General features: G+C 63.7%; 22 protein-coding genes. 10 read left to right on the plus strand and 12 right to left on the minus strand.

Features of this window, described 5'->3' with window-relative positions; all coding sequences use genetic code 11:
- Positions 1-6 precede the first annotated feature (6 nt).
- From ssuC to ACTYOL_RS01370, 3 genes are read left to right on the plus strand one after another with little or no spacing between them, the layout of a single operon-like run.
- Entirely contained in the window at positions 7-804 is a 798-nt protein-coding gene (gene ssuC / locus ACTYOL_RS01360; RefSeq protein WP_054891667.1) for an aliphatic sulfonate ABC transporter permease SsuC, read from the plus strand.
- Complete coding sequence (ssuB, locus tag ACTYOL_RS01365; RefSeq protein ID WP_153772473.1) at positions 801-1613, plus strand: aliphatic sulfonates ABC transporter ATP-binding protein; 813 nt, start codon at positions 801-803, stop codon at positions 1611-1613. Before ssuC ends, ssuB begins: the two co-directional genes overlap by 4 nt.
- 30 nt (positions 1614-1643) lie before the next feature.
- Positions 1644-1859: a TOBE domain-containing protein gene (locus ACTYOL_RS01370; RefSeq protein ID WP_003255829.1), complete on the plus strand. Its 216-nt coding sequence runs from the start codon at positions 1644-1646 to the stop codon at positions 1857-1859.
- A 93-nt stretch (positions 1860-1952) separates the two neighbouring features.
- Here ACTYOL_RS01370 and ACTYOL_RS01375 read toward each other — a convergent pair whose 3' ends face one another.
- The 4 genes from ACTYOL_RS01375 to ACTYOL_RS01390 all read right to left on the minus strand — a co-directional run bounded on the left by ACTYOL_RS01375 (position 1953) and on the right by ACTYOL_RS01390 (position 7141).
- Entirely contained in the window at positions 1953-2585 is a 633-nt protein-coding gene (locus ACTYOL_RS01375; RefSeq protein WP_151925505.1) for a TetR/AcrR family transcriptional regulator, read from the minus strand.
- On the minus strand, positions 2585-4162 hold the full coding sequence (gshA, locus tag ACTYOL_RS01380; protein WP_444757441.1) for a glutamate--cysteine ligase: 1578 nt from the start codon (positions 4160-4162) through the stop codon (positions 2585-2587). The genes ACTYOL_RS01375 and gshA overlap by 1 nt, the downstream gene beginning before the upstream one ends.
- Before the next feature lie 271 nt (positions 4163-4433).
- Positions 4434-4817, minus strand: a complete 384-nt coding sequence (locus ACTYOL_RS01385; RefSeq protein ID WP_054891671.1) for a PaaI family thioesterase — start codon at positions 4815-4817, stop codon at positions 4434-4436.
- Positions 4817-7141, minus strand: a complete 2325-nt coding sequence (locus tag ACTYOL_RS01390) for a Tex family protein (RefSeq protein WP_444757442.1) — start codon at positions 7139-7141, stop codon at positions 4817-4819. The genes ACTYOL_RS01385 and ACTYOL_RS01390 overlap by 1 nt, the downstream gene beginning before the upstream one ends.
- A 228-nt stretch (positions 7142-7369) precedes the next feature.
- Here ACTYOL_RS01390 and ompR point away from each other — a divergent pair, with 228 nt between their 5' ends.
- Together ompR and ACTYOL_RS01400 are read left to right on the plus strand one after the other, a co-directional pair.
- Complete coding sequence (gene ompR, locus ACTYOL_RS01395; RefSeq protein WP_054891673.1) at positions 7370-8110, plus strand: osmolarity response regulator transcription factor OmpR; 741 nt, start codon at positions 7370-7372, stop codon at positions 8108-8110.
- 98 nt (positions 8111-8208) lie between these two features.
- A complete protein-coding gene (locus ACTYOL_RS01400) occupies positions 8209-9522 on the plus strand; it encodes an ATP-binding protein (RefSeq protein WP_063542220.1) in 1314 nt (437 codons plus the stop codon).
- 54 nt (positions 9523-9576) lie between these two features.
- On the opposite strand, the gene rimK is transcribed toward ACTYOL_RS01400, so the two are convergent.
- Entirely contained in the window at positions 9577-10482 is a 906-nt protein-coding gene (gene rimK, locus ACTYOL_RS01405) for a 30S ribosomal protein S6--L-glutamate ligase (protein WP_015268602.1), read from the minus strand.
- Positions 10479-10961: a retropepsin-like aspartic endopeptidase RimB gene (gene rimB, locus ACTYOL_RS01410; RefSeq protein ID WP_063542222.1), complete on the minus strand. Its 483-nt coding sequence runs from the start codon at positions 10959-10961 to the stop codon at positions 10479-10481. Before rimB ends, rimK begins: the two co-directional genes overlap by 4 nt.
- A 109-nt stretch (positions 10962-11070) precedes the next feature.
- Between rimB and ACTYOL_RS01415 the strand changes: the two genes are divergently transcribed.
- Positions 11071-11472 (plus strand): RNA-binding S4 domain-containing protein, encoded by a 402-nt coding sequence (locus tag ACTYOL_RS01415; RefSeq protein ID WP_444757443.1) that lies wholly within the window; start codon positions 11071-11073, stop codon positions 11470-11472.
- Between the two features lie 20 nt (positions 11473-11492).
- Here ACTYOL_RS01415 and ACTYOL_RS01420 read toward each other — a convergent pair whose 3' ends face one another.
- On the minus strand, positions 11493-12296 hold the full coding sequence (locus ACTYOL_RS01420) for a phosphatase PAP2 family protein (protein WP_063542224.1): 804 nt from the start codon (positions 12294-12296) through the stop codon (positions 11493-11495).
- A 116-nt stretch (positions 12297-12412) separates the two neighbouring features.
- Between ACTYOL_RS01420 and hslO the strand changes: the two genes are divergently transcribed.
- The 3 genes from hslO (at position 12413) to ACTYOL_RS01435 (ending at position 15612) form a co-directional block, all read left to right on the plus strand.
- Positions 12413-13312 (plus strand): Hsp33 family molecular chaperone HslO, encoded by a 900-nt coding sequence (gene hslO, locus ACTYOL_RS01425; RefSeq protein ID WP_063542226.1) that lies wholly within the window; start codon positions 12413-12415, stop codon positions 13310-13312.
- Between the two features lie 179 nt (positions 13313-13491).
- On the plus strand, positions 13492-15039 hold the full coding sequence (locus ACTYOL_RS01430; RefSeq protein WP_444757444.1) for a phosphoenolpyruvate carboxykinase: 1548 nt from the start codon (positions 13492-13494) through the stop codon (positions 15037-15039).
- Between the two features lie 138 nt (positions 15040-15177).
- A complete protein-coding gene (locus tag ACTYOL_RS01435) occupies positions 15178-15612 on the plus strand; it encodes an acyl-CoA thioesterase (protein WP_063542228.1) in 435 nt (144 codons plus the stop codon).
- Here ACTYOL_RS01435 and ACTYOL_RS01440 read toward each other — a convergent pair.
- The 5 genes from ACTYOL_RS01440 to fdhD form a co-directional block, all read right to left on the minus strand.
- On the minus strand, positions 15602-16258 hold the full coding sequence (locus ACTYOL_RS01440; protein WP_063542230.1) for a response regulator: 657 nt from the start codon (positions 16256-16258) through the stop codon (positions 15602-15604). The genes ACTYOL_RS01435 and ACTYOL_RS01440 overlap by 11 nt on opposite strands.
- 118 nt (positions 16259-16376) lie before the next feature.
- On the minus strand, positions 16377-17180 hold the full coding sequence (locus ACTYOL_RS01445; RefSeq protein ID WP_153772468.1) for a CheR family methyltransferase: 804 nt from the start codon (positions 17178-17180) through the stop codon (positions 16377-16379).
- A gap of 215 nt (positions 17181-17395) precedes the next feature.
- Positions 17396-17881: a YMGG-like glycine zipper-containing protein gene (locus ACTYOL_RS01450; protein WP_054891683.1), complete on the minus strand. Its 486-nt coding sequence runs from the start codon at positions 17879-17881 to the stop codon at positions 17396-17398.
- A gap of 234 nt (positions 17882-18115) precedes the next feature.
- Positions 18116-20461, minus strand: a complete 2346-nt coding sequence (locus tag ACTYOL_RS01455; protein ID WP_063542234.1) for an FdhF/YdeP family oxidoreductase — start codon at positions 20459-20461, stop codon at positions 18116-18118.
- Positions 20462-20466: 5 nt separating this feature from the next.
- Positions 20467-21297, minus strand: a complete 831-nt coding sequence (gene fdhD, locus ACTYOL_RS01460; RefSeq protein WP_153772466.1) for a formate dehydrogenase accessory sulfurtransferase FdhD — start codon at positions 21295-21297, stop codon at positions 20467-20469.
- A 175-nt stretch (positions 21298-21472) separates the two neighbouring features.
- On the opposite strand from fdhD, the gene lysM reads away from it, so the two are divergent.
- Positions 21473-21913 (plus strand): peptidoglycan-binding protein LysM, encoded by a 441-nt coding sequence (gene lysM / locus ACTYOL_RS01465; protein ID WP_054891686.1) that lies wholly within the window; start codon positions 21473-21475, stop codon positions 21911-21913.
- Positions 21914-21925 lie beyond the last annotated feature (12 nt).

A 21925-nucleotide genomic window follows, 5' to 3' on the forward strand; every position in this document is an offset into this window, starting at 1 on the left:
CAGGCCATGAGTCGTGCAACTTCTTCCACCCTGACACAGCGCCTGGCGCCATGGGCCTTGCCCGTGCTGCTGCTGGCGGTGTGGCAGCTGGCGGTCAGCGCTGGATGGTTGTCCACGCGCATCCTGCCGGCACCGAGCGCGGTGGTCAGCGCCGGTGTCGAGCTGGTGCGCAGCGGCGAGATCTGGACGCACCTGGCGATCAGCGGCTGGCGCGCCGGTGTGGGCTTTCTGATTGGCGGCAGCATCGGCCTGTTGCTGGGGTTCATCACCGGCCTTTCGAACTGGGGCGAACGCCTGCTCGACAGCTCGGTACAGATGATCCGCAACGTGCCGCACCTGGCGCTGATCCCGCTGGTGATCCTGTGGTTCGGCATCGACGAGTCGGCGAAGATTTTCCTGGTCGCGCTGGGCACGCTGTTCCCGATCTACCTGAACACCTACCACGGCATCCGTAATGTCGACCCGGCGCTGGTGGAAATGGCACGCAGCTATGGCCTGTCCGGTTTCTCGCTGTTCCGCCAGGTGATCCTGCCCGGTGCGTTGCCGTCGATCCTGGTCGGTGTGCGCTTCGCCCTGGGCTTCATGTGGCTGACCCTGATCGTTGCCGAGACCATCTCGGCCAATGCCGGCATCGGTTACCTGGCGATGAACGCCCGTGAATTCCTGCAAACCGACGTGGTGGTGCTGGCCATCGTCATGTACGCCGTGCTCGGCAAGCTTGCCGACCTCGCCGCCCGTGGCCTGGAGCGTGTCTGGCTGCGCTGGCACCCCGCCTACCAGGTGGCGAAGAAGGAGGGCGCATGACCGTGCTCAAGGAACAACCGCCGCGCCTGCTGCGTGGCATCCCGCTGGCCGCCAACGGCCTGCGCAAGACGTTCGGCAAGCGTGAAGTGCTGCGCGGTATCGACCTGCACATCCCGGCCGGTCAGTTCGTCGCCATCGTCGGCCGCTCCGGCTGCGGCAAGAGCACCTTGCTGCGCTTGCTGGCCGGTCTGGACCAACCCAGTGCCGGTGATCTGCTGGCCGGTGCTGCGCCGCTGGTCGATGCGCGCGAGGAAACCCGCCTGATGTTCCAGGACGCCCGTCTGCTGCCCTGGAAGAAGGTTATCGACAACGTCGGCCTGGGCTTGTCCGGTGACTGGCGGCCGCGCGCGGTGCAAGCGCTGGAGGAGGTGGGCCTGGCCGATCGAGCCAACGAATGGCCTGCTGCGCTGTCCGGTGGACAAAAGCAGCGCGTGGCCCTGGCCCGAGCGCTGATCCACCAGCCGCGCCTGCTGCTGCTCGACGAGCCGCTGGGTGCGCTGGATGCCCTGACCCGGATCGAAATGCAGCAACTGATCGAGCGCCTGTGGCGCGAACACGGCTTCACCGTTCTGCTGGTCACCCACGACGTCAACGAAGCCGTCGCCGTGGCCGACCGGGTGATCCTGATCGAGGACGGCGAGGTCGGCCTGGATCTTACCGTCGACCTGGCAAGGCCGCGGGCGCGTGGTTCGCACCGCCTGGCTGCGCTGGAAAGCGAAGTGCTCAACCGTGTCCTGTCCGTCCCTGGCACCCCGCCCGAGCCGGAGCCTGTAGCCCCTTTGCCCACGCAACTGCGTTGGGCCCACTGAATCTGCGAAGCCAACCAAAGGAATCAAGCCATGACCATCAAAGCGATCAACGTCCGCAACCAGTTCAAAGGCACCGTCAAAGAAATCCTCGAAGGCCCGGTATTGTCGGAAATCGACGTGCAGACCGCCTCCGGCATCGTCACTTCGGTGATCACCACCCGTTCCGTGCGCGAGCTGGAACTGCAGGTTGGCAGTGAAGTGATTGCCTTCGTGAAATCGACCGAGGTGTCTATCGCCAAGCTGTGATGGCGTTCGACTCCCAGGCCCTTGTGGAGGCCTTCGCGGGCAAGCCCGCTCCCACGGTTCCCCGTAGGAGCGGGCTTGCCCGCGAAGGCGGTTTCAGCTTGGACGTCTGGCCAGGAAAGGTGGCAGGTAAAGCCCCAGATAAGCCTCGAACACCCGCATCCCTTCCTCCGCCATGCGCGGCGTGATCTGTTCGTGCAACTGCATCGACCGGGCATAGACCCGGTCGCTCAGTTCCATCGCCAGGGCAAACACATCCACGTCGGTGGGCATGCTGGGCAACTGGAAATGCCGGTCGAACAAGCTGTGCATCAGCTTGCCGAGTTCCAGATCGTGCTGGCGGTCGGCTTGCGCCACTTCACTTAGCCCATGCTGGGCAAGGATCAACTGCCGGGCGGCGGTGTCCTGGCGGTAGATCTCCAGCGTGCGCTGCTCGACCAGGCGTGACAAGCCCTGCCAGGTGCTGAAGGCGTGGGCGTCGATCGGCGCGCTCAGCGCCTCGCGAAAAGCGCGGTGCACATCTGCAGTCAGAGCTTCGAGCAACGCCGGAACGCTGGCGAAGAAGTGATAGACCGAGGACGGAGGGATCTGCGCCCGTTCGGCCACGCTGTAGATCGACAGCCCCGCCACGCCTTCGCCTGCCAGCAGCTCGCGAGCGGCCGCCAGGATCGCTTCGATCCTGGCCTGGCTACTGGCGCGGGGCTTGCGCGGCGAGGGGGTGCGGCTCATCAGTTGCTGATCGCCAGGATGCTGGCCTGGTAGGCACCGACGAACAGGTCGAAGTCGCCGACTTCCTGCTGCTCCAGGCGCGACTGTTCGGCCAGAGAGTCGCGGGCGAGGGTTTCGAAGGCTTGCTGGCGCTCGCCAGGCAGTGCTTGCTCGCGGAAGGTTTCGGCGTGCAGCTTGCTCTGGCGCAGCGAGAATGCGACGAAGCTTTCGTCGTGCTCGGTCATGCGCGCCAGGACCTGTGCAGAAGGTGTCAGCTCAGGGTCGTCGACCTTGGCTTGCTGCGCCTCCAGGGCCTTGGCGTGGTCGTTGCCACCTTGGGCCTGGTCAAGCAGTCCGGCCAGCTGGCCGATGCGGGCGATCAGCTCGCTGGCCCATTCGCGCAGTGTGACCGGCTGGCCATCGCGCTGCAGCTCCAGGCCTGGGCGGCGCCCCTCCTTGACCACGGTGAGGAAGTTGCTGGTGCACTGGCCGCATTCGCCGTTGTCCAGCGACGGGCTCTCATCAAGCGCGCAGAACAGCAGGAAGGCGTCGAGGAAGCGCGCCTCGGTGAGGTCGATGCCCACCGGCAGGAACGGGTTGATGTCCAGGCAACGCACCTCGACATACTGCACGCCGCGCGAGATCAAGGCCTGGATCGGGCGTTCGCCGGTGTAGGTCACGCGCTTGGGGCGAATGTTCGAGTAGTACTCGTTCTCGATCTGCAGGATGTTGGTGTTCAACTGCACCCATTCGCCGTCCTTGTGCGTACCCACTTCGACATAGGGTGGGTAAGGCGTGCCAACGGCCTTGCGCAGGCTGTCGGTGTAGCTGGACAGATTGTTGTAGCACGGCGTCAGGCCTGCCTGGGCGTTGCTCTGGTATCCCAGGTCGCTCATGCGCAGGCTGGTGGCGTAGGGCAGGTAGAGGGTGTCGGCGTCCAGCTCTTCGAGCTGGTGCGGGCGGCCGCGCAGGAAGCCTTTGTCCAGCGCTGGCGAGGCGCCGAACAGGTACATCAGCAGCCAGCTGTAGCGGCGGAAGTTGCGGATCAGCGCGATGTAGGCCGACGACTGATAGTCACGGTCGTCCTGTTCGCTGCCTTCGGCTTCACGCAGCAGGGGCCAGAGGGCCTCGGGCAACGAGAAGTTGTAGTGGATGCCGGCGATGCACTGCATGGTGCGGCCGTAGCGCAGGGCCAGGCCCTTGCGGTACACGTGCTTGAGCTTGCCGATGTTGGAGCTGCCGTACTCGGCGATCGGAATGTCTTCCTCGGCGGGCAGCGCGCACGGCATCGACGGGCTCCACAGGTATTCGTCGCCGAGCTTGGTGTAGACGAAGCGGTGGATCTCCTCGAGGTTCTCGAGCACCTTGGCCGGATCAGGCAGGGCCGGGGTGATGAACTCCAGCAGCGATTCGGAGTAATCGGTGGTGATCTGCTCGTTGGTCAGTGCCGAACCCAGGGCTTCGGGGTGTGGGGTCTGGGCCAGCCGACCTTCGTCGGTCACTCGCAGGCATTCGCGCTCAATGCCGTGCAGGCACTGCTTGAGCAGGGAGAGATTGGCGCCGAGCAAGCTCAGGCGGCGATTGAGGAGGTCGCTCAAGATGGATTCCTTCACGCGTCAGTCGCCCCAATATGGGGGTAGAAATGACGGTCTACAAGGGTAGGGACAAAGGAACTGGCGTTGTCGCCTGGTTTACGCGGTTCCGGTGCTGGTAGCGCAGATACTTCGGGGCCTTGCCGAACCCATCGCGTGACAAGCCCGCTCCCACAAAAGCACCGAGGCACCTGTGTGAGCGGGCTTGTCCCGCGATAGGGTCAGTGACAGCGCCCGACCAATACCGGCAAAAATACCGCAGTTATCACTCGGGCAGCTAGAGAACCGCGAAGGTTCCCTGTGCCTTGGCCACCAGCTTGTCGCCCTGGAGCACGTCGGCGTCGACCACCAGCGTGCGCCGCCCTGCGTGTATCACCCGGGCGGTGCACAGCACTTCGCCGTCGCTGACAGCGCGCATGTAGTTGATCTTGCATTCGATGGTCACGCTTTGCTGGTCGAAGCCATGGCTGGCCGAGCAGGCCAGGCCCATGGCGATGTCCACCAGGCTGAAGATCGCCCCGCCGTGCAGTTTCTGGCCACGGTTGCGCAGGTGTGGTTCCAGCGCCAGTGCCACCTCGGCAACGCCTGTGTCCAGGCGCTGCAGGCGGCAGCCCAGGAGCTGGCTGAAGGCGCTTTCGACGTATTCCTTAGGGACGTCCATCACTTCTTCTTCAACTGCTTGGCGTTGGCGAACAGCGCGGCCATGGCGTTGTTGGCCGGCGCGGCGGTGGCGGTTTCGCGCGGGCGTGGTGCCTGTTGCGAACGGTTGCCGCCGTTGCCGCGTGGGCCGCCACGGTTGCCTTCGACCTTCTCGCCTGGGGTATCGCTCATGCGCATGGACAGGCCGACACGCTTGCGCGGGATATCCACTTCCATGACCTTGACCTTGACCACGTCGCCGGCCTTGACCGCTTCGCGCGGATCCTTGACGAACTTCTCCGACAGCGCCGAGATGTGCACCAGGCCATCCTGGTGCACGCCGATGTCGACGAAGGCGCCGAAGTTGGTGACGTTGGTCACCACGCCTTCGAGGATCATGCCGGGCTCCAGGTCCTTGAGGTCCTCGACGCCATCCTGGAAGGTCGCGGTCTTGAACTCAGGGCGCGGGTCGCGGCCGGGCTTGTCCAGCTCCTGGAGGATGTCGGTGACGGTCGGCAGGCCGAAGGATTCGTCGGTGAATTTCTTCGGGTCGAGGCGCTTGAGGAAGCTGCTGTCGCCGATCAGCGAGCGGATATCGCGGCCGGTGTCGGCGGCGATGCGCTGTACCAGCGGATAGGCTTCGGGGTGCACGGCAGAGGCGTCCAGCGGGTTGTCACCGTTCATCACGCGCAGGAAGCCTGCGGCCTGCTCGAAGGTCTTCTCGCCGAGGCGGCTGACTTTCTTCAGTGCCGCCCGGGTGGCGAACGGGCCGTTGGCGTCGCGGTGGGCGACGATGTTCTGTGCCAGCGTCGCATTGAGGCCGGAGATGCGGGTCAGCAAGGCCACCGAGGCGGTGTTGACGTCCACGCCCACGGCGTTCACGCAGTCCTCGACCACAGCGTCCAGGCCGCGCGCCAATTTCACCTGCGACACATCGTGCTGGTACTGGCCTACCCCGATGGACTTCGGATCGATCTTCACCAGTTCGGCCAGCGGGTCCTGCAGGCGACGGGCAATCGACACCGCGCCGCGGATCGAGACGTCGAGATCGGGGAATTCGCGGGCAGCCAGTTCGGACGCTGAATACACCGAGGCGCCCGCCTCGGAGACCATGATCTTGGTGATCTGCAGTGCCGGGTATTTTTTCACCAGGTCAGCGATCAGTTTGTCGCTTTCGCGGCTGGCGGTGCCGTTGCCGATGGCGATCAGCTCCACCGAATGCTTGGCGCACAGGGCCGCCAGTACGGCGAGGGTGCGGTCCCAGTCGTTCTTCGGTGCATGCGGGTAGACGGTGGTGTAGTCCAGCAGCTTGCCGGTGGCATCGACTACCGCGACCTTGCAGCCAGTGCGCAGGCCCGGGTCGAAGCCCAGGGTCGCACGCGGGCCGGCGGGGGCGGCCAACAGCAGGTCGTGCAGGTTATGGGCGAAGACGTTGATCGCCTCGCTTTCGGCGTTGTCGCGCAGCTCGCCGAACAGGTCGGTTTCCAGGTGGGTGTAGAGCTTGACCTTCCAGGTCCAGCGCACCACCTCGCCCAGCCATTTGTCGGCCGGGCGGCCGCGGTTTTCGATACCAACGTGGCTGGCGATCATCAGCTCGCACGGGTGCAGGGTGCCCGGTAGTTCCTCGCCGACCTTGAGCGAGGCGCTCAGCACGCCTTCGTTGCGACCGCGGAAGATCGCCAGGGCGCGGTGCGACGGGGCGTTGCGCAGCAGTTCGTCGTGGGCGAAGTAGTCGCGGAACTTGGCACCTTCCTCTTCCTTGCCCGGCACCACGCGCGCAGTGAGCACCGCCTCCTGCTTGAGGAAACCGCGCAGTTTGTCGAGCAGGGCGGCGTCTTCGGCGAAGCGCTCCATGAGGATGTACTTGGCGCCTTCGAGGGCGGCCTTGACGTCGGCGACGCCTTTGTCGGCGTCGACGAAGCGCGCGGCTTCGCTTTCAGGGTCGCGCTGCGGGTCGTCGAACAGGCCGTCAGCCAGTTCGCCCAGGCCGGCTTCCAGGGCGATCTGGCCCTTGGTGCGGCGCTTTTGCTTGTAAGGCAGGTAAAGGTCTTCGAGGCGGGTCTTGGTGTCGGCGAGCTTGATCTCCCGGGCCAGTTCCGTGGTCAGCTTGCCCTGCTCCTCGATGCTGGCCAGGATGCTGGCGCGGCGCTCGTCGAGTTCACGCAGGTAACGCAGGCGCTCTTCCAGGTGGCGCAGTTGCGTATCGTCCAGGCTGCCGGTCACTTCCTTGCGGTAACGGGCGATGAAGGGCACCGTCGAGCCTTCGTCCAACAGGCCCACGGCCGCCTCGACCTGTTGTGGGCGCACGCCCAGTTCCTCGGCGATACGGCTGTTGATGCTGTCCATGAGAACCACCTGACAAATAGTGAATACTAAGGCCGCAGTGGGGGTTCAGGCCCGGCGGCACTGGATGAAAGCCGCGCATTATACCCATCGAGTCCGGCTTGCGGTGATGGCGCTGAGCCATGTGTGTCGAGCGAGAAGTGGCACCCGGGGAAAAATCTGCTAACAATGCACACGGCACGCGTCGCAATGGCTACGCCATAATGCGCGGCGATATCAGAGGAGTTATTGATGACCAGCACCGCAAACATTGCTGAAGGCGAAAAGATTCTCATCGTTGACGACGATCCGGGGCTGAGCAGCCTGCTGGAGCGTTTCTTCACCAGCAAGGGCTTCCGTGCCCGCGCCGTGCCGAACGTCGAGCAGATGGACCGCCTGCTGGCCCGTGAAGTGTTCAACCTGGTGGTGCTCGATCTCATGCTGCCGGGTGAAGACGGCCTCTCCGCCTGCCGCCGCCTGCGCGCGGCGAACAACCAGATCCCGATCATCATGCTCACCGCCAAGGGCGACGAGCTTAGCCGGATCAAGGGCCTTGAGCTGGGCGCTGACGATTATCTCGCCAAGCCGTTCAACCCCGACGAGCTGGTCGCGCGGGTCAAGGCCGTGCTGCGGCGCCAGGCTCCGAGCGTTCCTGGCGCCCCGGGCAGCGAGGAAGAAACCGTCACGTTCGGCGACTACGAGCTGTCGCTGGCGACCCGCGAACTCAAGCGCGGCGATGAAGTGCACATGCTCACCACCGGTGAATTCGCCGTGCTCAAGGCTCTGGTCATGCATGCTCGCGAACCGCTGACCCGCGACAAACTGATGAACCTGGCCCGCGGCCGTGAGTGGGATGCCCTGGAGCGCTCCATCGATGTGCAGATCTCGCGTCTGCGCCGCATGATCGAGCCCGATCCATCGAAGCCTCGCTACATCCAGACGGTCTGGGGTGTGGGTTATGTCTTCGTGCCGGACGGAAATGCCGGTAAATGAACCGCTGCCATGACACGGCAGGGCGGCCCGCAAGGGTCGCCCTGTTTTCGTCTGTGGTCCCCGCCTTGCTTGTTCCCGCCGTGCAGTAATCGTCGCCAATGAAAACGCCTCTCTGGTTTCCGCAAAGCTTCTTCGCCCGCACCCTGTGGCTGGTACTGATCGTCGTCCTGTTTTCCAAGGCGCTGACGCTGGTGTACCTGCTGATGAACGAGGACGTTCTGGTCGACCGCCAGTACAGCCACGGTGTGGCGCTGACCTTGCGTGCCTATTGGGCGGCCGATGAAGAGAACCGGGACCAGATCGCCGAGGCGGCCGGTCTGATCCGCGTGACCGGCTCGGGTGTGCCGGAGGGTGAGCAGCACTGGCCGTACAGCGAGATCTACCAGCGCCAGATGCAGGCTGAGCTGGGCGAGGATACCGAGGTACGCCTGCGCATCCATGCGCCGCCGGCACTGTGGGTCAATGCGCCGAGCCTGGGGCCGGGTTGGCTGAAGGTGCCGTTGTATCCGCACCCGTTGCGCGGGCAGAAAATCTGGAACGTGCTCGGTTGGTTCCTGGCCATCGGCCTGCTGTCCACCGCGTCGGCCTGGATCTTCGTGCGCCAGCTCAACCAGCCGCTCAAACGCCTGGTGTTCGCTGCCCGTCAGCTTGGGCAGGGGCGCAGCGTGCGCCTGCCCATCAGCGATACACCCAGCGAGATGACCGAGGTGTACCGTGCGTTCAACCAGATGGCCGAGGATGTCGAGCAGGCCGGGCGCGAGCGCGAGCTCATGCTGGCGGGGGTCTCCCACGACCTGCGTACGCCATTGACCCGGCTACGGCTGTCGCTGTCGCTGATGGGGAACGAAAGTGAGCTCAGCGACGACATGGTGCGCGACATCGAAGACATGGACGCCATTCTCGACCAGTTCCTGGCCTTCATTCGCGATGGCCGCGACGAGCCGGTGGAAGAAGTCGACCTGGGTGATCTGATTCGCGAGGTGGTGGCGCCCTATAACCAGCCCGAAGAGCGCGTGCGCCTGTGCCTGGAGCCTATTCCACCTTTCCCGCTACGGCGCGTATCGCTCAAGCGCATGCTGGGCAACCTGATCGGCAATGCCCTGCACCATGCGGGCAAGGGCGTCGAGGTGGCGGCTTATGTGTCAGGTGAGCAGGGGGCGCCGTACGTGGTACTCAGCGTGCTTGACCGGGGTACGGGGATCGACGAATCGGAACTGGAGACCATCTTCAATCCGTTCATTCGCGGCGACCGTGCGCGTGGGGGCAAGGGCACCGGGCTGGGCCTGGCGATCGTCAAGCGGATCGCCGCCCAGCATGGCGGCAATGTCGAGTTGCGCAACCGCTCCGGTGGCGGGATCGAGGCGCGGGTACGTTTGCCCTTGGGGCTGTTGCTGCCGCGCGATGCCGTGTGAGGTTCTGTGGTCTCTTTGTGGCTAAAGCCGCGACGAGACCGCCACGATTTCGAATCAACCCTTGCCTTTGGTCCGGGTCTGGTTCGGTCCGCCGTTCTTCTCCAGGTGTTCGATGATCATCCCGGCAACGTTCTTGCCGGTGGTGACTTCGATGCCCTCCAGCCCCGGCGACGAATTCACCTCCATCACCAGCGGACCATGATTGGAGCGCAGGATATCCACGCCGGCCACGCTGAGGCCCATGACCTTGGCCGCGCGAATGGCCGTCATGCGTTCCTCGGGGGTGATCTTGATCAGGCTGGCCACTCCACCGCGGTGCAGGTTGGAGCGGAACTCTCCGGGCTTGGCCTGGCGCTTCATCGAGGCGATGACCTTGTCGCCGACCACGAAGCAGCGGATGTCGGCGCCGCCAGCCTCCTTGATGTATTCCTGGACCATGATGTTCTGCTTCAGGCCCATGAACGCTTCGATGACCGACTCGGCAGCCTTGGTCGTTTCGCACAGCACCACGCCGATGCCCTGGGTGCCTTCGAGCACCTTGATCACCAGCGGTGCACCATTGACCATCTGGATCAGGTCGGGAATGTCATCCGGCGAGTGAGCGAAACCTGTGATCGGCAGACCGATGCCGCGGCGTGACAGCAATTGCAAAGAGCGCAGCTTGTCGCGCGAGCGGGCGATGGCCACCGATTCATTGAGTGGGTAGACGCCCATCATCTCGAACTGGCGCAGCACTGCGCAGCCATAGAAGGTCACCGAGGCGCCGATACGTGGGATCACTGCATCGAAACCTTCCAGCGGTTTGCCGCGATAGTGGATCTGCGGCTTGTGGCTGGCGATGTTCATGTAGGCGCGCAGGGTGTCGATCACGACCATTTCATGGCCGCGCTGGGTGCCGGCTTCGACCAGGCGGCGGGTGGAATACAGACGCGGGTTGCGCGAAAGCACGGCGATCTTCATGCAGCACCTGTGACAGGGGAGAGAGTGGCCGGGAAGGCCGGTTTGTCCTGAACGTACTTGAGGCCGGGGTTGACGACCAGTTGACCGTGGACCAAGGCTTTCGATCCAAGTAACAACCGATAGCGCATGCTCTTGCGGCAAGCCAGGGTGAATTCCACTTCCCAGACCCGGTCGCCCAATGCCAGTGGCGTTCGGATCACATAGCGGGTCTGGGCATGGCCGTTGGAGCTCTTGATGGTCTTCATGGTCACCAGAGGCGCTTCGCAGCGGCGATGACGCAGTTGCACTACAGAACCCAGGTGCGCGGTGAAACGTACCCAGGACTGGCCGTCTCGCTCGAAGGGTTCGATGTCGGTGGCGTGCAGGCTGGAGGTGCTGGCGCCAGTGTCGATCTTGGCCCGAAGCCCGGCGAGACCGAGGTCGGGCAGGGCGATCCACTCGCGCAGGCCGATCACTGTCAGATGGTCAAATGTTTTCACGAAGCACACCCTGCGAATGAGGTGGTGAACTGTAAGCATGGCGCGGACTTTTTGCATCCGACAGTTACGGTAGTACAGTTCCGTTAAAGACAGAATTCGAGGTAGAGGGATGGCACAGAAAGCGGAAGACGACGACAAGGTCCGCCTGGACAAATGGCTGTGGGCGGCGCGCTTCTACAAGACGCGTGCGCTGGCCAAGGCGGCGATCGAGAGTGGCAAGGTGCATTGCCGTGGTGAGCGCTGCAAACCGGGCAAGGAACCGCGGGTAGGTGACGAGTTCGTGCTGCGCACCGGTTTCGACGAGAAGACCGTGATGGTCAAGGCGCTGTCGGTGGTGCGTCGTGGGGCGCCCGAGGCGCAGACCCTCTACGAGGAAACTGCCGACAGCGTGAAGCGCCGCGAGCAGGCCGCCGAACTGCGCAAGGCCGGGGCGATGGGTGTGGCCACCGACGGCCGGCCCAACAAGAAGCAACGGCGGCAGATCCACCAACTGCATGGCAGTTTCGAGTAGACCTGCGCCGTCAGTTGCGCTTAGAAGGCTGTACGCATCACGCTCATGCGCCCGATCAGCGGCAGCTTGCCGAGTACCCTGAACAGCGGTGAGGTCCAGCGCACCAGTGCCGCGCTGGCCTTGGCCGCCAGAGGTGTATGCACGGTCCAGCCCAGAGCCAGTAATGCCATCCCCAGACCACCGATGTAGTCATCCTGCCCCCAGTGCGCACCAGCAACCAGACGCGGCAGCATGAACAGCACGGCCAGCCCCCAGATCACCAGGCTCTGCACCAGCCGGCGACTGAACAGACTCATGAACAGCGCCCAGAGGAGCAGTACCGAGGCGTGATCGCCCGGGAAGCTCTTGCTGGAACGGTCCTTCAGTTCCCAGTGGGCTTCAAGGTTCGGGTAGTAGTGGCTCAGGCGCACGGCGTCGTCGAATACGATCGACGGGCTGTCATGCTGCCATCCGGATGCATCCACCCACTTGGAAAACAGCGCGCGAACCACCACTAAGAGGAGCAGGCTGACGAAAAAGCCGAAGAATGCCTGCCGTACCTGCACGGCCTTGAACACCCAGTCGCCCTTGATCAGCAGCAGGAGCAGGATCAGACCGACGACGATGTCGAAGGGGCGCAGGCTGCCCAGGGTCCAGATGTAGCGCCAGGTGGTGCTGTCTGCCAGTGGGCCGTTGAGTGCACGGAATAGCCACTCGTCGAAAGTCAGGAACAGGATCTGGCCAAACGGCCACAACCAGAAACACAGTAGAGCGATGGGCAGTAACGTGCAGGCTGCCAGAGGTCCCCAGGACCACTTTTCTTGGAACAGTGGTCGATTATCCATAAAATACCTCAATTACCAGCTGAATTTCCGCGCGTCGGATGCGCTTTACCACGGGCCTTTGTAGGCTCCTGTAATCATTTTGTCACTCTTTTCAGAATTTTCAGATAGCCAAAACCATGAGCGATTTACCGGATACCGATTTCACCCAACGCTTCCTGTTCGAAGAGCGCGATGTGCGCGGCGAATGGGTCGAGCTCGACAAGAGCTACAGCGAAGTGCTTGCCCGTCACCCTTACCCGCAGCCGGTTGCCGCTCTGCTGGGTGAGCTGATGGCTGCCACCTCGCTACTGGTCGGCGCACTCAAGTTCGATGGCCTGCTGATCCTGCAGGCGCGCTCGCAAGGGCCAATCCCGCTGCTGATGGTGGAGTGCTCGGGCGAGCGCGACATCCGCGGCATGGCGCGTTACGAGGCCGAGCAGATCGCAACTGACGCGACCCTGGCGGACCTGATGCCCGGTGGCCACCTCACGCTGACCATCGATCCGGTCAAGGGCCAGCGCTACCAAGGCACCGTCGAGCTCGATGGCGCCAACCTGTCCGAATGCTTCACCAACTACTTCGTGCAATCCCAGCAGCTCAACACGCGCTTCTGGCTCGACACCTCGACGGGCAAGGCCCGTGGCCTGCTGCTGCAGCAGTTGCCGGTCGACCGCCAGCGTGATGAAGAAGAGCGCGAAGACAGCTGGCAACACGTCGTGGCCATGGCCAGCACGCTGAAGCCCGAAGAGTGGGCCGAAGGCAACGAAACCCTCCTGCACCGCCTCTATCACGAGGACGCCGTACGCCTCTTCGACATCGAGCCACTGCGCTTTCACTGCAGCTGCTCGCGTGAGCGTTCCGGCAACGCCCTGGTCAGCCTCGGCGAGGCGGATGCCAAGGCGCTGGTGGAGGAATGCGGTGGCCAGGTCGAGATCGATTGCCAGTTCTGCAACGAGCGGTATTTCTTCGATGCCAGCGATGTAGCGCAATTGTTTGCGGGTGGTGGCACGGACGAGGCGTCAGAAACTCGCCACTGAAACGCTTCACTACAGGAGATTCTCCTGTCTAATTGCGTAAAAGCGCAGTTACGACAGGAGGGGCCTACTTTTTTTGGGCGTTTCTGGCATAATCCGGCCACTTTTTTCGCTGTAGTAGTTTGAAACAGGCCACTACAAAACGTTTGGAGCACTCGGCCTCGGGCCGGATGGGGTATCTCATGACGCAAGCCAACAACACCGTGTACACCGACCTGACCGTCGACGAGCTGGTAAAACATGCGCTGCAACGCGGTGAAGGCGTGCTGGCCGATACTGGCGCACTGGTCGTGGAAACCGGTCACCGTACTGGCCGTTCGCCCGCTGACCGTTTCATCGTCGATGAACCGAGCACCTCTGCCGCCATCGCCTGGGGCCCGATCAACCGCAAGTTCCCGGCCGACAAGTTCGATGCCCTGTGGGACCGCGTCGAGGCGTTCAACAACGCCCAGGAACACTTCGTCTCCTACGTTCATGTCGGTGCCGCAGCCGAGCACTACCTGCCGGTCAAGATGACCACCCAGACCGCCTGGCAGAACCTGTTCGGCCGTTGCCTGTTCATCAATCCGGAAAAAGGCCAGTTCAACCCGGCCGGCCGCGACCAGTGGCAGATCCTCAACGTCGCCAACTTCGAGTGCGTTCCAGAGCGTGACGGCACCAACTCCGATGGTTGCGTGATCCTCAACTTCGCCCAGAAGAAAGTGCTGATCGCAGGCATGCGCTACGCCGGCGAAATGAAGAAGGCCATGTTCTCGGTACAGAACTTCCTGCTGCCGGAAGTCGACGTGCTGCCGATGCACTGCGCGGCCAACATCGGCGAAGACGGCGATGTGACCCTGTTCTTCGGCCTGTCCGGCACCGGCAAGACCACCCTCTCCGCCGACGAAAGCCGTTACCTGATCGGTGACGACGAGCACGGTTGGGGCGAGGGCGTCGTCTTCAACATGGAAGGTGGTTGCTACGCCAAGTGCATCGACCTGTCCGAGAAGAACGAGCCGGTCATCTGGAAAGCCATCAAGCATGGCGCGGTGCTGGAAAACGTCGTCATCGACGAAGCCTGCCACGCCGACTACACCAATGTCAGCCTGACCCAGAACAGCCGTGCCGCCTACCCACTGGAGCACGTCGCCAAGCGCGCCGAAGCCAACCTGGGTGGCGAGCCTAACGCGGTCATCTTCCTGACCTGCGACCTGACCGGCGTTCTGCCTCCGGTGTCGATCCTGAACAACGAGCAGGCGGCCTACCACTTCCTGTCGGGCTATACCGCGCTGGTCGGTTCCACCGAAATGGGTTCGGGCGGCGGCATCAAGTCGACCTTCTCCACCTGCTTCGGCGCGCCGTTCTTCGCCCGTCCTGCAGGCGAGTACGCCGAGCTGCTGATCAAGCGTATCAACGGCTTCAACTCCAAGGTTTACCTGGTCAACACCGGCTGGACCGGCGGTGGCTACGGTGTTGGCAAGCGCTTCAGCATCCCGACCACCCGTGGCGTGATCGCCGCGATCCAGAGCGGTGCTCTGGTCGGTGCTGAAACCGAGCACCTGGACATCATCAACCTGGACGTACCGAAGTCCGTTCCAGGCGTCGATACCGAGCTGCTCAACCCGCGCGCCACCTGGGCTGACAAGGCCGCTTACGACGAGGCCGCCAAAGGCCTGGCCAAGCTGTTCATCGAAAACTTCAAGAAGTTCGAAGTTTCCGACGCCATCAAGGCCGCTGGCCCGCAGCTGTAAGCTGTACTGCCCGCAGTGAAAAGCCGCCCTTCGGGGCGGCTTTTTCATGTCTGGCGAGCGAGCACTGTGTTTGCGGCTATGGTTTTCCAGACCAGATGTGGGAAGCTCCCCTTTCCTGCCACCCGCCTTGGATACCCCATGACCGAGACCATCCAACGCAGCGCCTTTTCTCATTTCCACCCCATCCTCACGCGTCCACAGGACAACGACCACAACGGCCACCTTGGCGGTTCCACGGTGCATGCCTTCTTCGAGACGGCCATCCAGGCATTTCTCGTCGAGCAGGCCGAGCTGGACCTGCGCGACGGTGAGCTGGCCGGGTTCGTGGTCAGTTCTGCCGCGGATTTCTATGCCTTGCCCGGGTTTCCCGATGTGCTGGAGGTTGGCCTGGGAGTAACGCGGCTTGCTGGCAGCACAGTGGAGTTTCGCCTGGCGTTGTACCGGCCGGGCGAGGTCGAGCCCTGTGCGGCGGGCACCGTGGTGCAGGTGTTCATCGAACGCAGCACGGGGCAACCGGCAGTGCTGCCGGAAACCCTGCAACTGATCCTGGCGGGGCTGTCGCTCAATCGTTGAGGCGGATGATCCCCTCGCGCACGGCAAACAGCACCAACCCTGGCACATCGTGGATCTGCAGGCGGTGCATGATCTGCGAGCGATGGGCCTCGATGGTCTTGATGCTCAGCCCCAGCCCATCGGCGATGGAGCGGGTGCTCTCGCCGCGAGCGATCAGGCGCAGGACTTCCAGCTGACGCGTGGTCAGCGGCGCTTGTGCGGGGCTGGGCGGACGTTTGCGACTGTGCTTGAGGGCCTGCCCGATGACCATTGGCAGCACTGTCGAGGAGAGGTACTGTCCGCCGCTGCGCAAGGTCTGCAAGGCCTGCTCGAATTCTGCGACGGTGGCGCTCTTGAGCAGGAAGCCCTGGGCGCCGAGTTGCAGGCAACTCATCACATGCTCCAGTTCCGAGCGGGTCGAGAGCATCAGCACGCGTGTGGCCGGAACCCGGATGAACAGCTCCTGCAACACCTGCTGACAATCCAGCGCATCGCTGTTCATGTCGAGCACGACGATCTCCGGCCGCAGCTTCTCCGCCAGCGCCACGGCGCTCATGCCGTCGTTGGTGTCTCCGACCACGGCATATTCCTTCTTCTGTTCGAGCAGGGCGCGCAGGCCGGCGCGGAAAAGTGGCGAGTCGTCGGCAAGCAGGATTCGGCAGGGCATGGGTCAAGGCCTGTTTCGCAAGGGATGGGGGGCGGCAGGCCTGCTCGATCCACAAGCGCACTGCCGCGCGGGGGCGCGACCAGTCCTTGTCTGCCGTTCGATGCGGCAGTGCTATTCATCATAGGCGTTCGAACACCGACGGCAGTAGTGGCCGCAGGGGCAGATCCAGGCCGTGGATGCTTTCGCTGTGGCCGATCATCAGCAGTCCGCCCGGACGCAGGTGAGGCATCAGGCGCAGCAGGACATCGGCCTTGCATCGCGCGTCGAAGCCCGCGAGCAGGTTGCGTAGCAGGATCACATCGAACTCGCCCAGATCGGTCGGCAATGGCTTGATCAGGTTGATTGTCTCGAAGCGTACCCGTTCGCGCAGGCCCGGTGCGATACGTAGACGACCGGCTGCTTCGTCGGCGCCACACAGGCAATGGCGGTCCAGCCAGCCATGGGGAAAGTAGCGGGCCTGGGCGATGTCGTAGACACCGGCCTCAGCCTGTCGCAGCAGTGCGCTGTCGTAGTCGCTGGCCAGCACCTGCCAGCCGGCGGATGTGCTTTGTTGCGCGACCATGGCCAGGCTCCAGGCCTCTTCGCCACTGGCACAGGCCGCACTCCACAGGCGCGCAGGATGAGCGAGTGTGGGAAGCCAGCGCAGCAACTGTTCGAAGTGGCGGTGCTCGCGAAAGAAGTAGGTGTCCCGGGCGATGAGCAGGTGCAGCAGGTGCGTCTGTTCACTGGGGTGTGCATCGATCAGGTCGAGGTAGGCCTCAAAGCTCGCCAGCCGGTGTAACCGCAAGCGTGCATGCAGCCGATGGGCGACCACGTTCTGGCGATCGTCAGCCAGTTGCAGGCCGGTGGCCTGGGAAACCCGCTGTCGGATGCGCTGGAAGCAGGCGTGGTCGAGGTGCGGCGGGCGCGTATCGTCCGTCATCCTTCTGCTTCCCCGGCGTCGGGCTGGCGTATTGGATTGACGAGGCTCGTGCGCATTCCCTGCGTCCCCTGTTGTGATGGCGGTGGGAAATGATAGCTAGTGGCTAGTTGCCTCCATATCGGGGTGTCCCTTAAGCCCTCGACCTGCCGGAATGCAAAGGCCCCGCCGGGTGAGGGCGGGGCCTTAGGCATCAGGCGTAGGTGAATGGACGCCGATCAGTCACGCCAGTGGCGCTTGTGCTTGCGATGGCCGTAGTGATGGCCGTTGTCCCAATGGCGACGGTCGTCGCCACGGCGGTAGCGCCGGTCACGATCGCGGTCGTGGCGGTCGTCTTCGTCGGCCTTGTTGCCCATGTAGTTGCCGAGCGCACCGCCGGCACCGCCACCTGCGGCTGCGCCGATCAGGCTACCGGTGCTGCCGCCAACCTGGCGGCCGACGACGTTACCGCCCGCCGCGCCCAGGGCACCACCAATGGCGGCTTCACCACGCTGGCGCTTGTCGGCACCGACGGCACTGCCCGCCGCACCACCCAGGCCCGCGCCAATGGCCGAGCCGGTGTTGCCGCCGATGGACTGGCCGACCACCGAGCCCAGTACCCCACCCAATGCGCCGCCAATGCCGGCCTCGGTGGTGCCGCCTGCCATGGCAACGCCGCTGAGCAGACCAAAAGACAACAACAGAATCGAGGAGTACTTCTTCATCAAGAGAGCCTCAGAGGGATGACGAGGCGAAATTTGAGGCTCGGCGAAGCGGCTGGCAATGGAAATCCGACGAGTAGCACGAGTTGTACACAATTTCCTAACTTGCTGATTTGGCTATGAAACTTTATTCGTTTTTGTCGGTCTCAGGTTACTTGAGACAACAAAAAGCCCCGGTTACTACGCCGGGGCTTTTTGTTTTCTGGTCGGCCGTCAGCGCGGGACGGCCCGCGCCTTTCAGATGATGCGACCGTTCCCGCGCGCAGCCTCGAGCTTGATAGCGATGAACTTCGAGGTTGGCGTGTGGCTGCCGTCGCCGATGCTCTCCAGTGGAACCAGCGGATTCACCTCGGGGTAGTAGGCGGCTGCCTGCCCCGCCGGAATGTCGAAAGCCAGCAGGGTGAAACCTTCCACGCGACGCACGTGCTCATCGCCCCACAACGACACGATGTCGACCTTCTGCCCTGGCTGGAAGCCCAGGCGAATGATGTCGGCCTCGTTGGCGAACAGCACTTCGCGCTGGCCGCGCACGCCGCGGTAGCGGTCGTCCAGGCCATAGATGGTGGTGTTGTACTGATCGTGCGAACGCATCGACTGCATGATCAGGTCAGGCACCTGGCCGCTGGCGCGCACGCGTTCGTCGAGCAGGGTGTCGGGCAGCAGGTTGGGCTTGAAGTTGGCGCGGCCGCTCGCGGTCTTCCACTGGCGGCTGCCTGCGCTGTTGCCCAGGTAGAAACCACCCGGCAGGTTCAGGCGCTGGTTGAAGTCGGCAAAACCGGGGATGGTATCGGCGATCAGGTCGCGGATCCGATCATAGTCGGCCACTACCCAGTTCCAGTCCACAGGATGGTTGCCCAGGGTGGCGGCGGCGATGCCTGCGACTACCGCAGGTTCCGAGCGCATCTGCTTGGACAGCGCGCGCAACTGGCCGTTGGAGGCGTGGACCATGCTGAACGAGTCTTCCACCGTGACCGCCTGCGGGCCTTCGGCCTGCAGGTCGATATCGGTGCGGCCCAGGCACGGCAGGATCAATGCCTGCTGGCCATGGATCAGGTGGCTGCGGTTGAGCTTGGTGCTGATGTGCACGGTCAGCGCACAGTTGCGCAGGGCCTGGGCGGTGCGCTCGGTATCCGGGGTGGCCTGGGCGAAGTTGCCGCCCAGCCCGATGAACACCTTGGCCCGGCCTTCGAGCATGGCGTGGATCGCCTCGACCGTGTTGTGACCGTTGCTGCGTGGCACCGGGAAGCCGAAGCGCTTCTCGATGGCATCGAGCAGGGCTACCGGCGGGCGCTCGTTGATGCCCATGGTGCGGTCGCCCTGTACGTTGCTGTGGCCGCGTACCGGGCACAGGCCGGCGCCAGGCACACCGATATTGCCGCGCAGCAGCATCAGGTTGACGATTTCCTGGATGGTCGGCACCGAGTGGCGGTGCTGGGTGATCCCCATCGCCCAGCACATGATCACGCGTTTGCCTTTGCAGTACATGCGTGCCGACAACTCGATATCGTCAAGGGTCAGGCCTGACTGTTCGACGATCTGCTCCCACGGCGTGGCATCGACCACCGCCAGGTACTCGTTCACGCCCTGGCCGTGCTCGGCGATGAACACGTGATCGAAGATCGCAGGTTCGCCATTGGCTTGAGCCTCACGCTCCCACTGCAGCAGGAACTTGGCCATGCCGCGCAGCAGCGCCATGTCGCCACCCAGTGCCGGGCGGAAGAACGCGGTATTGGTCGGCCGGTCGCTGTTGAGCAACATCTCCAGTGGATGTTGTGGGTGCTGGAAGCGCTCCAGGCCGCGCTCCTTGAGCGGATTGACGCAAACCACCTGGGCGCCGCGCTTCACTGCATCGCGCAGCGGGTCGAGCATGCGTGGATGGTTGGTGCCGGGGTTCTGGCCCAGGACGAAGATCGCGTCGGCATGTTCGAAGTCGTCGTAGGTGACGGTGCCCTTGCCGACGCCGACGCTCTGCCCCAGGGCCACGCCGCTGGCCTCGTGGCACATGTTCGAGCAGTCAGGGAAGTTGTTGGTGCCGAAGGCGCGCACGAACAGTTGGTACAGGTACGCCGCCTCGTTGCTGGCCCGCCCGGAGGTATAGAACTCGGCCTGGTCTGGTGACTCCAGCGCCTTGAGGTGGCTGGCGATCAGCTCGAAGGCTGCATCCCAGGCAATCGGCTGGTAACGGTCGCTGGCCGGGTCATAGACCATCGGCTCGGTCAGGCGGCCCTGGTACTCGAGCCAGTAATCGCTCTGCTCAAGCAACGCACTGACGCTGTAGCGGGCGAAGAAGGCGGCGTCGACGCGACGCTTGGTGGCCTCCCAGTTGACGGCCTTGGCGCCGTTCTCGCAGAACTTGACCATGCCGCTCTCGGGCGAGTCGCCCCAGGCGCAGCCAGGGCAGTCGAAGCCGCCGTTCTGGTTGGTCTTGAGAAGTGCACGCAGGTTCTTCAGCGCGTTGTCGCTGCCGACCCAGGCCTTGGCCACGCTGCGCAGTGCGCCCCAGCCGCCGGCTGGGCCGTGGTAGGGCTTGTAGCGTGGGGTGGAAGCGGGGGCGTTGTCTGGAAGTTTCTCGAAGGAGGTCACGGCTTTTACGACTCCGCCGCTGGGCTGAATACCCGCGGTGCGCTGTGTTTGGGCAGATGGATGAGGTTGAGGTTGTGCTTGCGTGCCCATTGCAGGGCAAGGCCGGTCGGTGCCGACAGGCTGACCAGGGTCTGGATGCCGGCACGCAGGACTTTCTGGATCAGCTCCAGGCTGCAGCGGCTGGTGACGATGGCCAGGCCGCCGTGGGTGTCGATGCGCTGGCGCAGCAGGGCACCGATCAGCTTGTCGAGGGCGTTGTGCCGGCCGATGTCTTCGCGGCCCAGCAGCAGTTCGCCGTGGCGGTCCATGAACAGCGCCGCATGAACAGCGCCGCAGTGCTGGCCCAGGGGCTGGAAGGCGTCGATGCGTTGGCGCAGGTCCTTGAGCCATTCCACCGGCGGCAGGGGCGCGCCGGGCAGAGCCTCGAGTTCGGGCAACGCCTGCTCCAGGGCCTCGACGCCACACAGGCCGCAGCCGCTGGTACCGGCCAACTGGCGGCGCTGGTCCTTGAGGTTCCAGAACGCACGGCTGGAGATCTCGAGGTCGGCATACAGCGCCGAACCGCTGCCGGAGAGCTTCAGGTCGTAGATGTCTTCAGTGCTGGAGACGATGCCGCTGCCAATGCTGAAGCCAACGGCGAAATCTTCCAGATCGGTCGGGCTGACCAGCATCACCGCCTGGTTGAGGCCGTTGTAGACGATCGCCAGGGCGACTTCTTCGGCCAGGGGCGTACTGTCGCTCGCCTGGTCGGAGAGTTGCACGTAGTCGTAGATGTTGCTGGCGGCAGGCAGTGACAGAGGCGTTGATGCCGCACAGACCGGAGGCTTGCTGTTCATCGGGGCGGATCACCGGCGGCTTTTTACTTGCACAAGCCTAGGCTTGTGGGCGCGCCGCGTCTAATCGCTAGGGTCGATGCCCTGATAGACCGCGTCGATTGGTCGCAGTGGAGCGGGGTAAGGATTCCTGGCCTAGACTCTCAGGTTCCGAGGAATCATCAACAAGGAGCGCGTCATGAGCCTGTTCAGTTTCGTGAAGGAAGCCGGCGAGAAGTTGATCGATCTGCTGACCCCCGGCAATGCCAATGCCGAGGAACAGTTGAAGAAGCACGTGGAGAGCGTGGGCCTGGGCAATCCGAACATTTCGGCCACCGTAGAGGGTGACAAGGTCATCCTCAAGGGCGAGGTGGCGAGTCAGGAGGAGAAGGAGAAGATCATCCTGGCGGCAGGCAACATCGCCGGGGTGGCTTCGGTGGATGACCAGATCACCGTCACCGGGCCGGTGGCGCAGGCGGCCCGGTTCGTCACGGTGAAGAAGGGCGACACCTTGAGTGCGATCGCCAAGGCCGAGTATGGCGATGCCAGCAAATACCAGAAGATCTTCGAGGCCAACAAGCCGTTGTTGTCACATCCGGACAAGATCTATCCGGGGCAGGTGCTGCGCATTCCAGACTGAGGATCTGCGTTG

The organism is Pseudomonas sp. A014, assembly GCF_052378495.1.
Lineage (GTDB): Bacteria > Pseudomonadota > Gammaproteobacteria > Pseudomonadales > Pseudomonadaceae > Aquipseudomonas > Aquipseudomonas machongensis.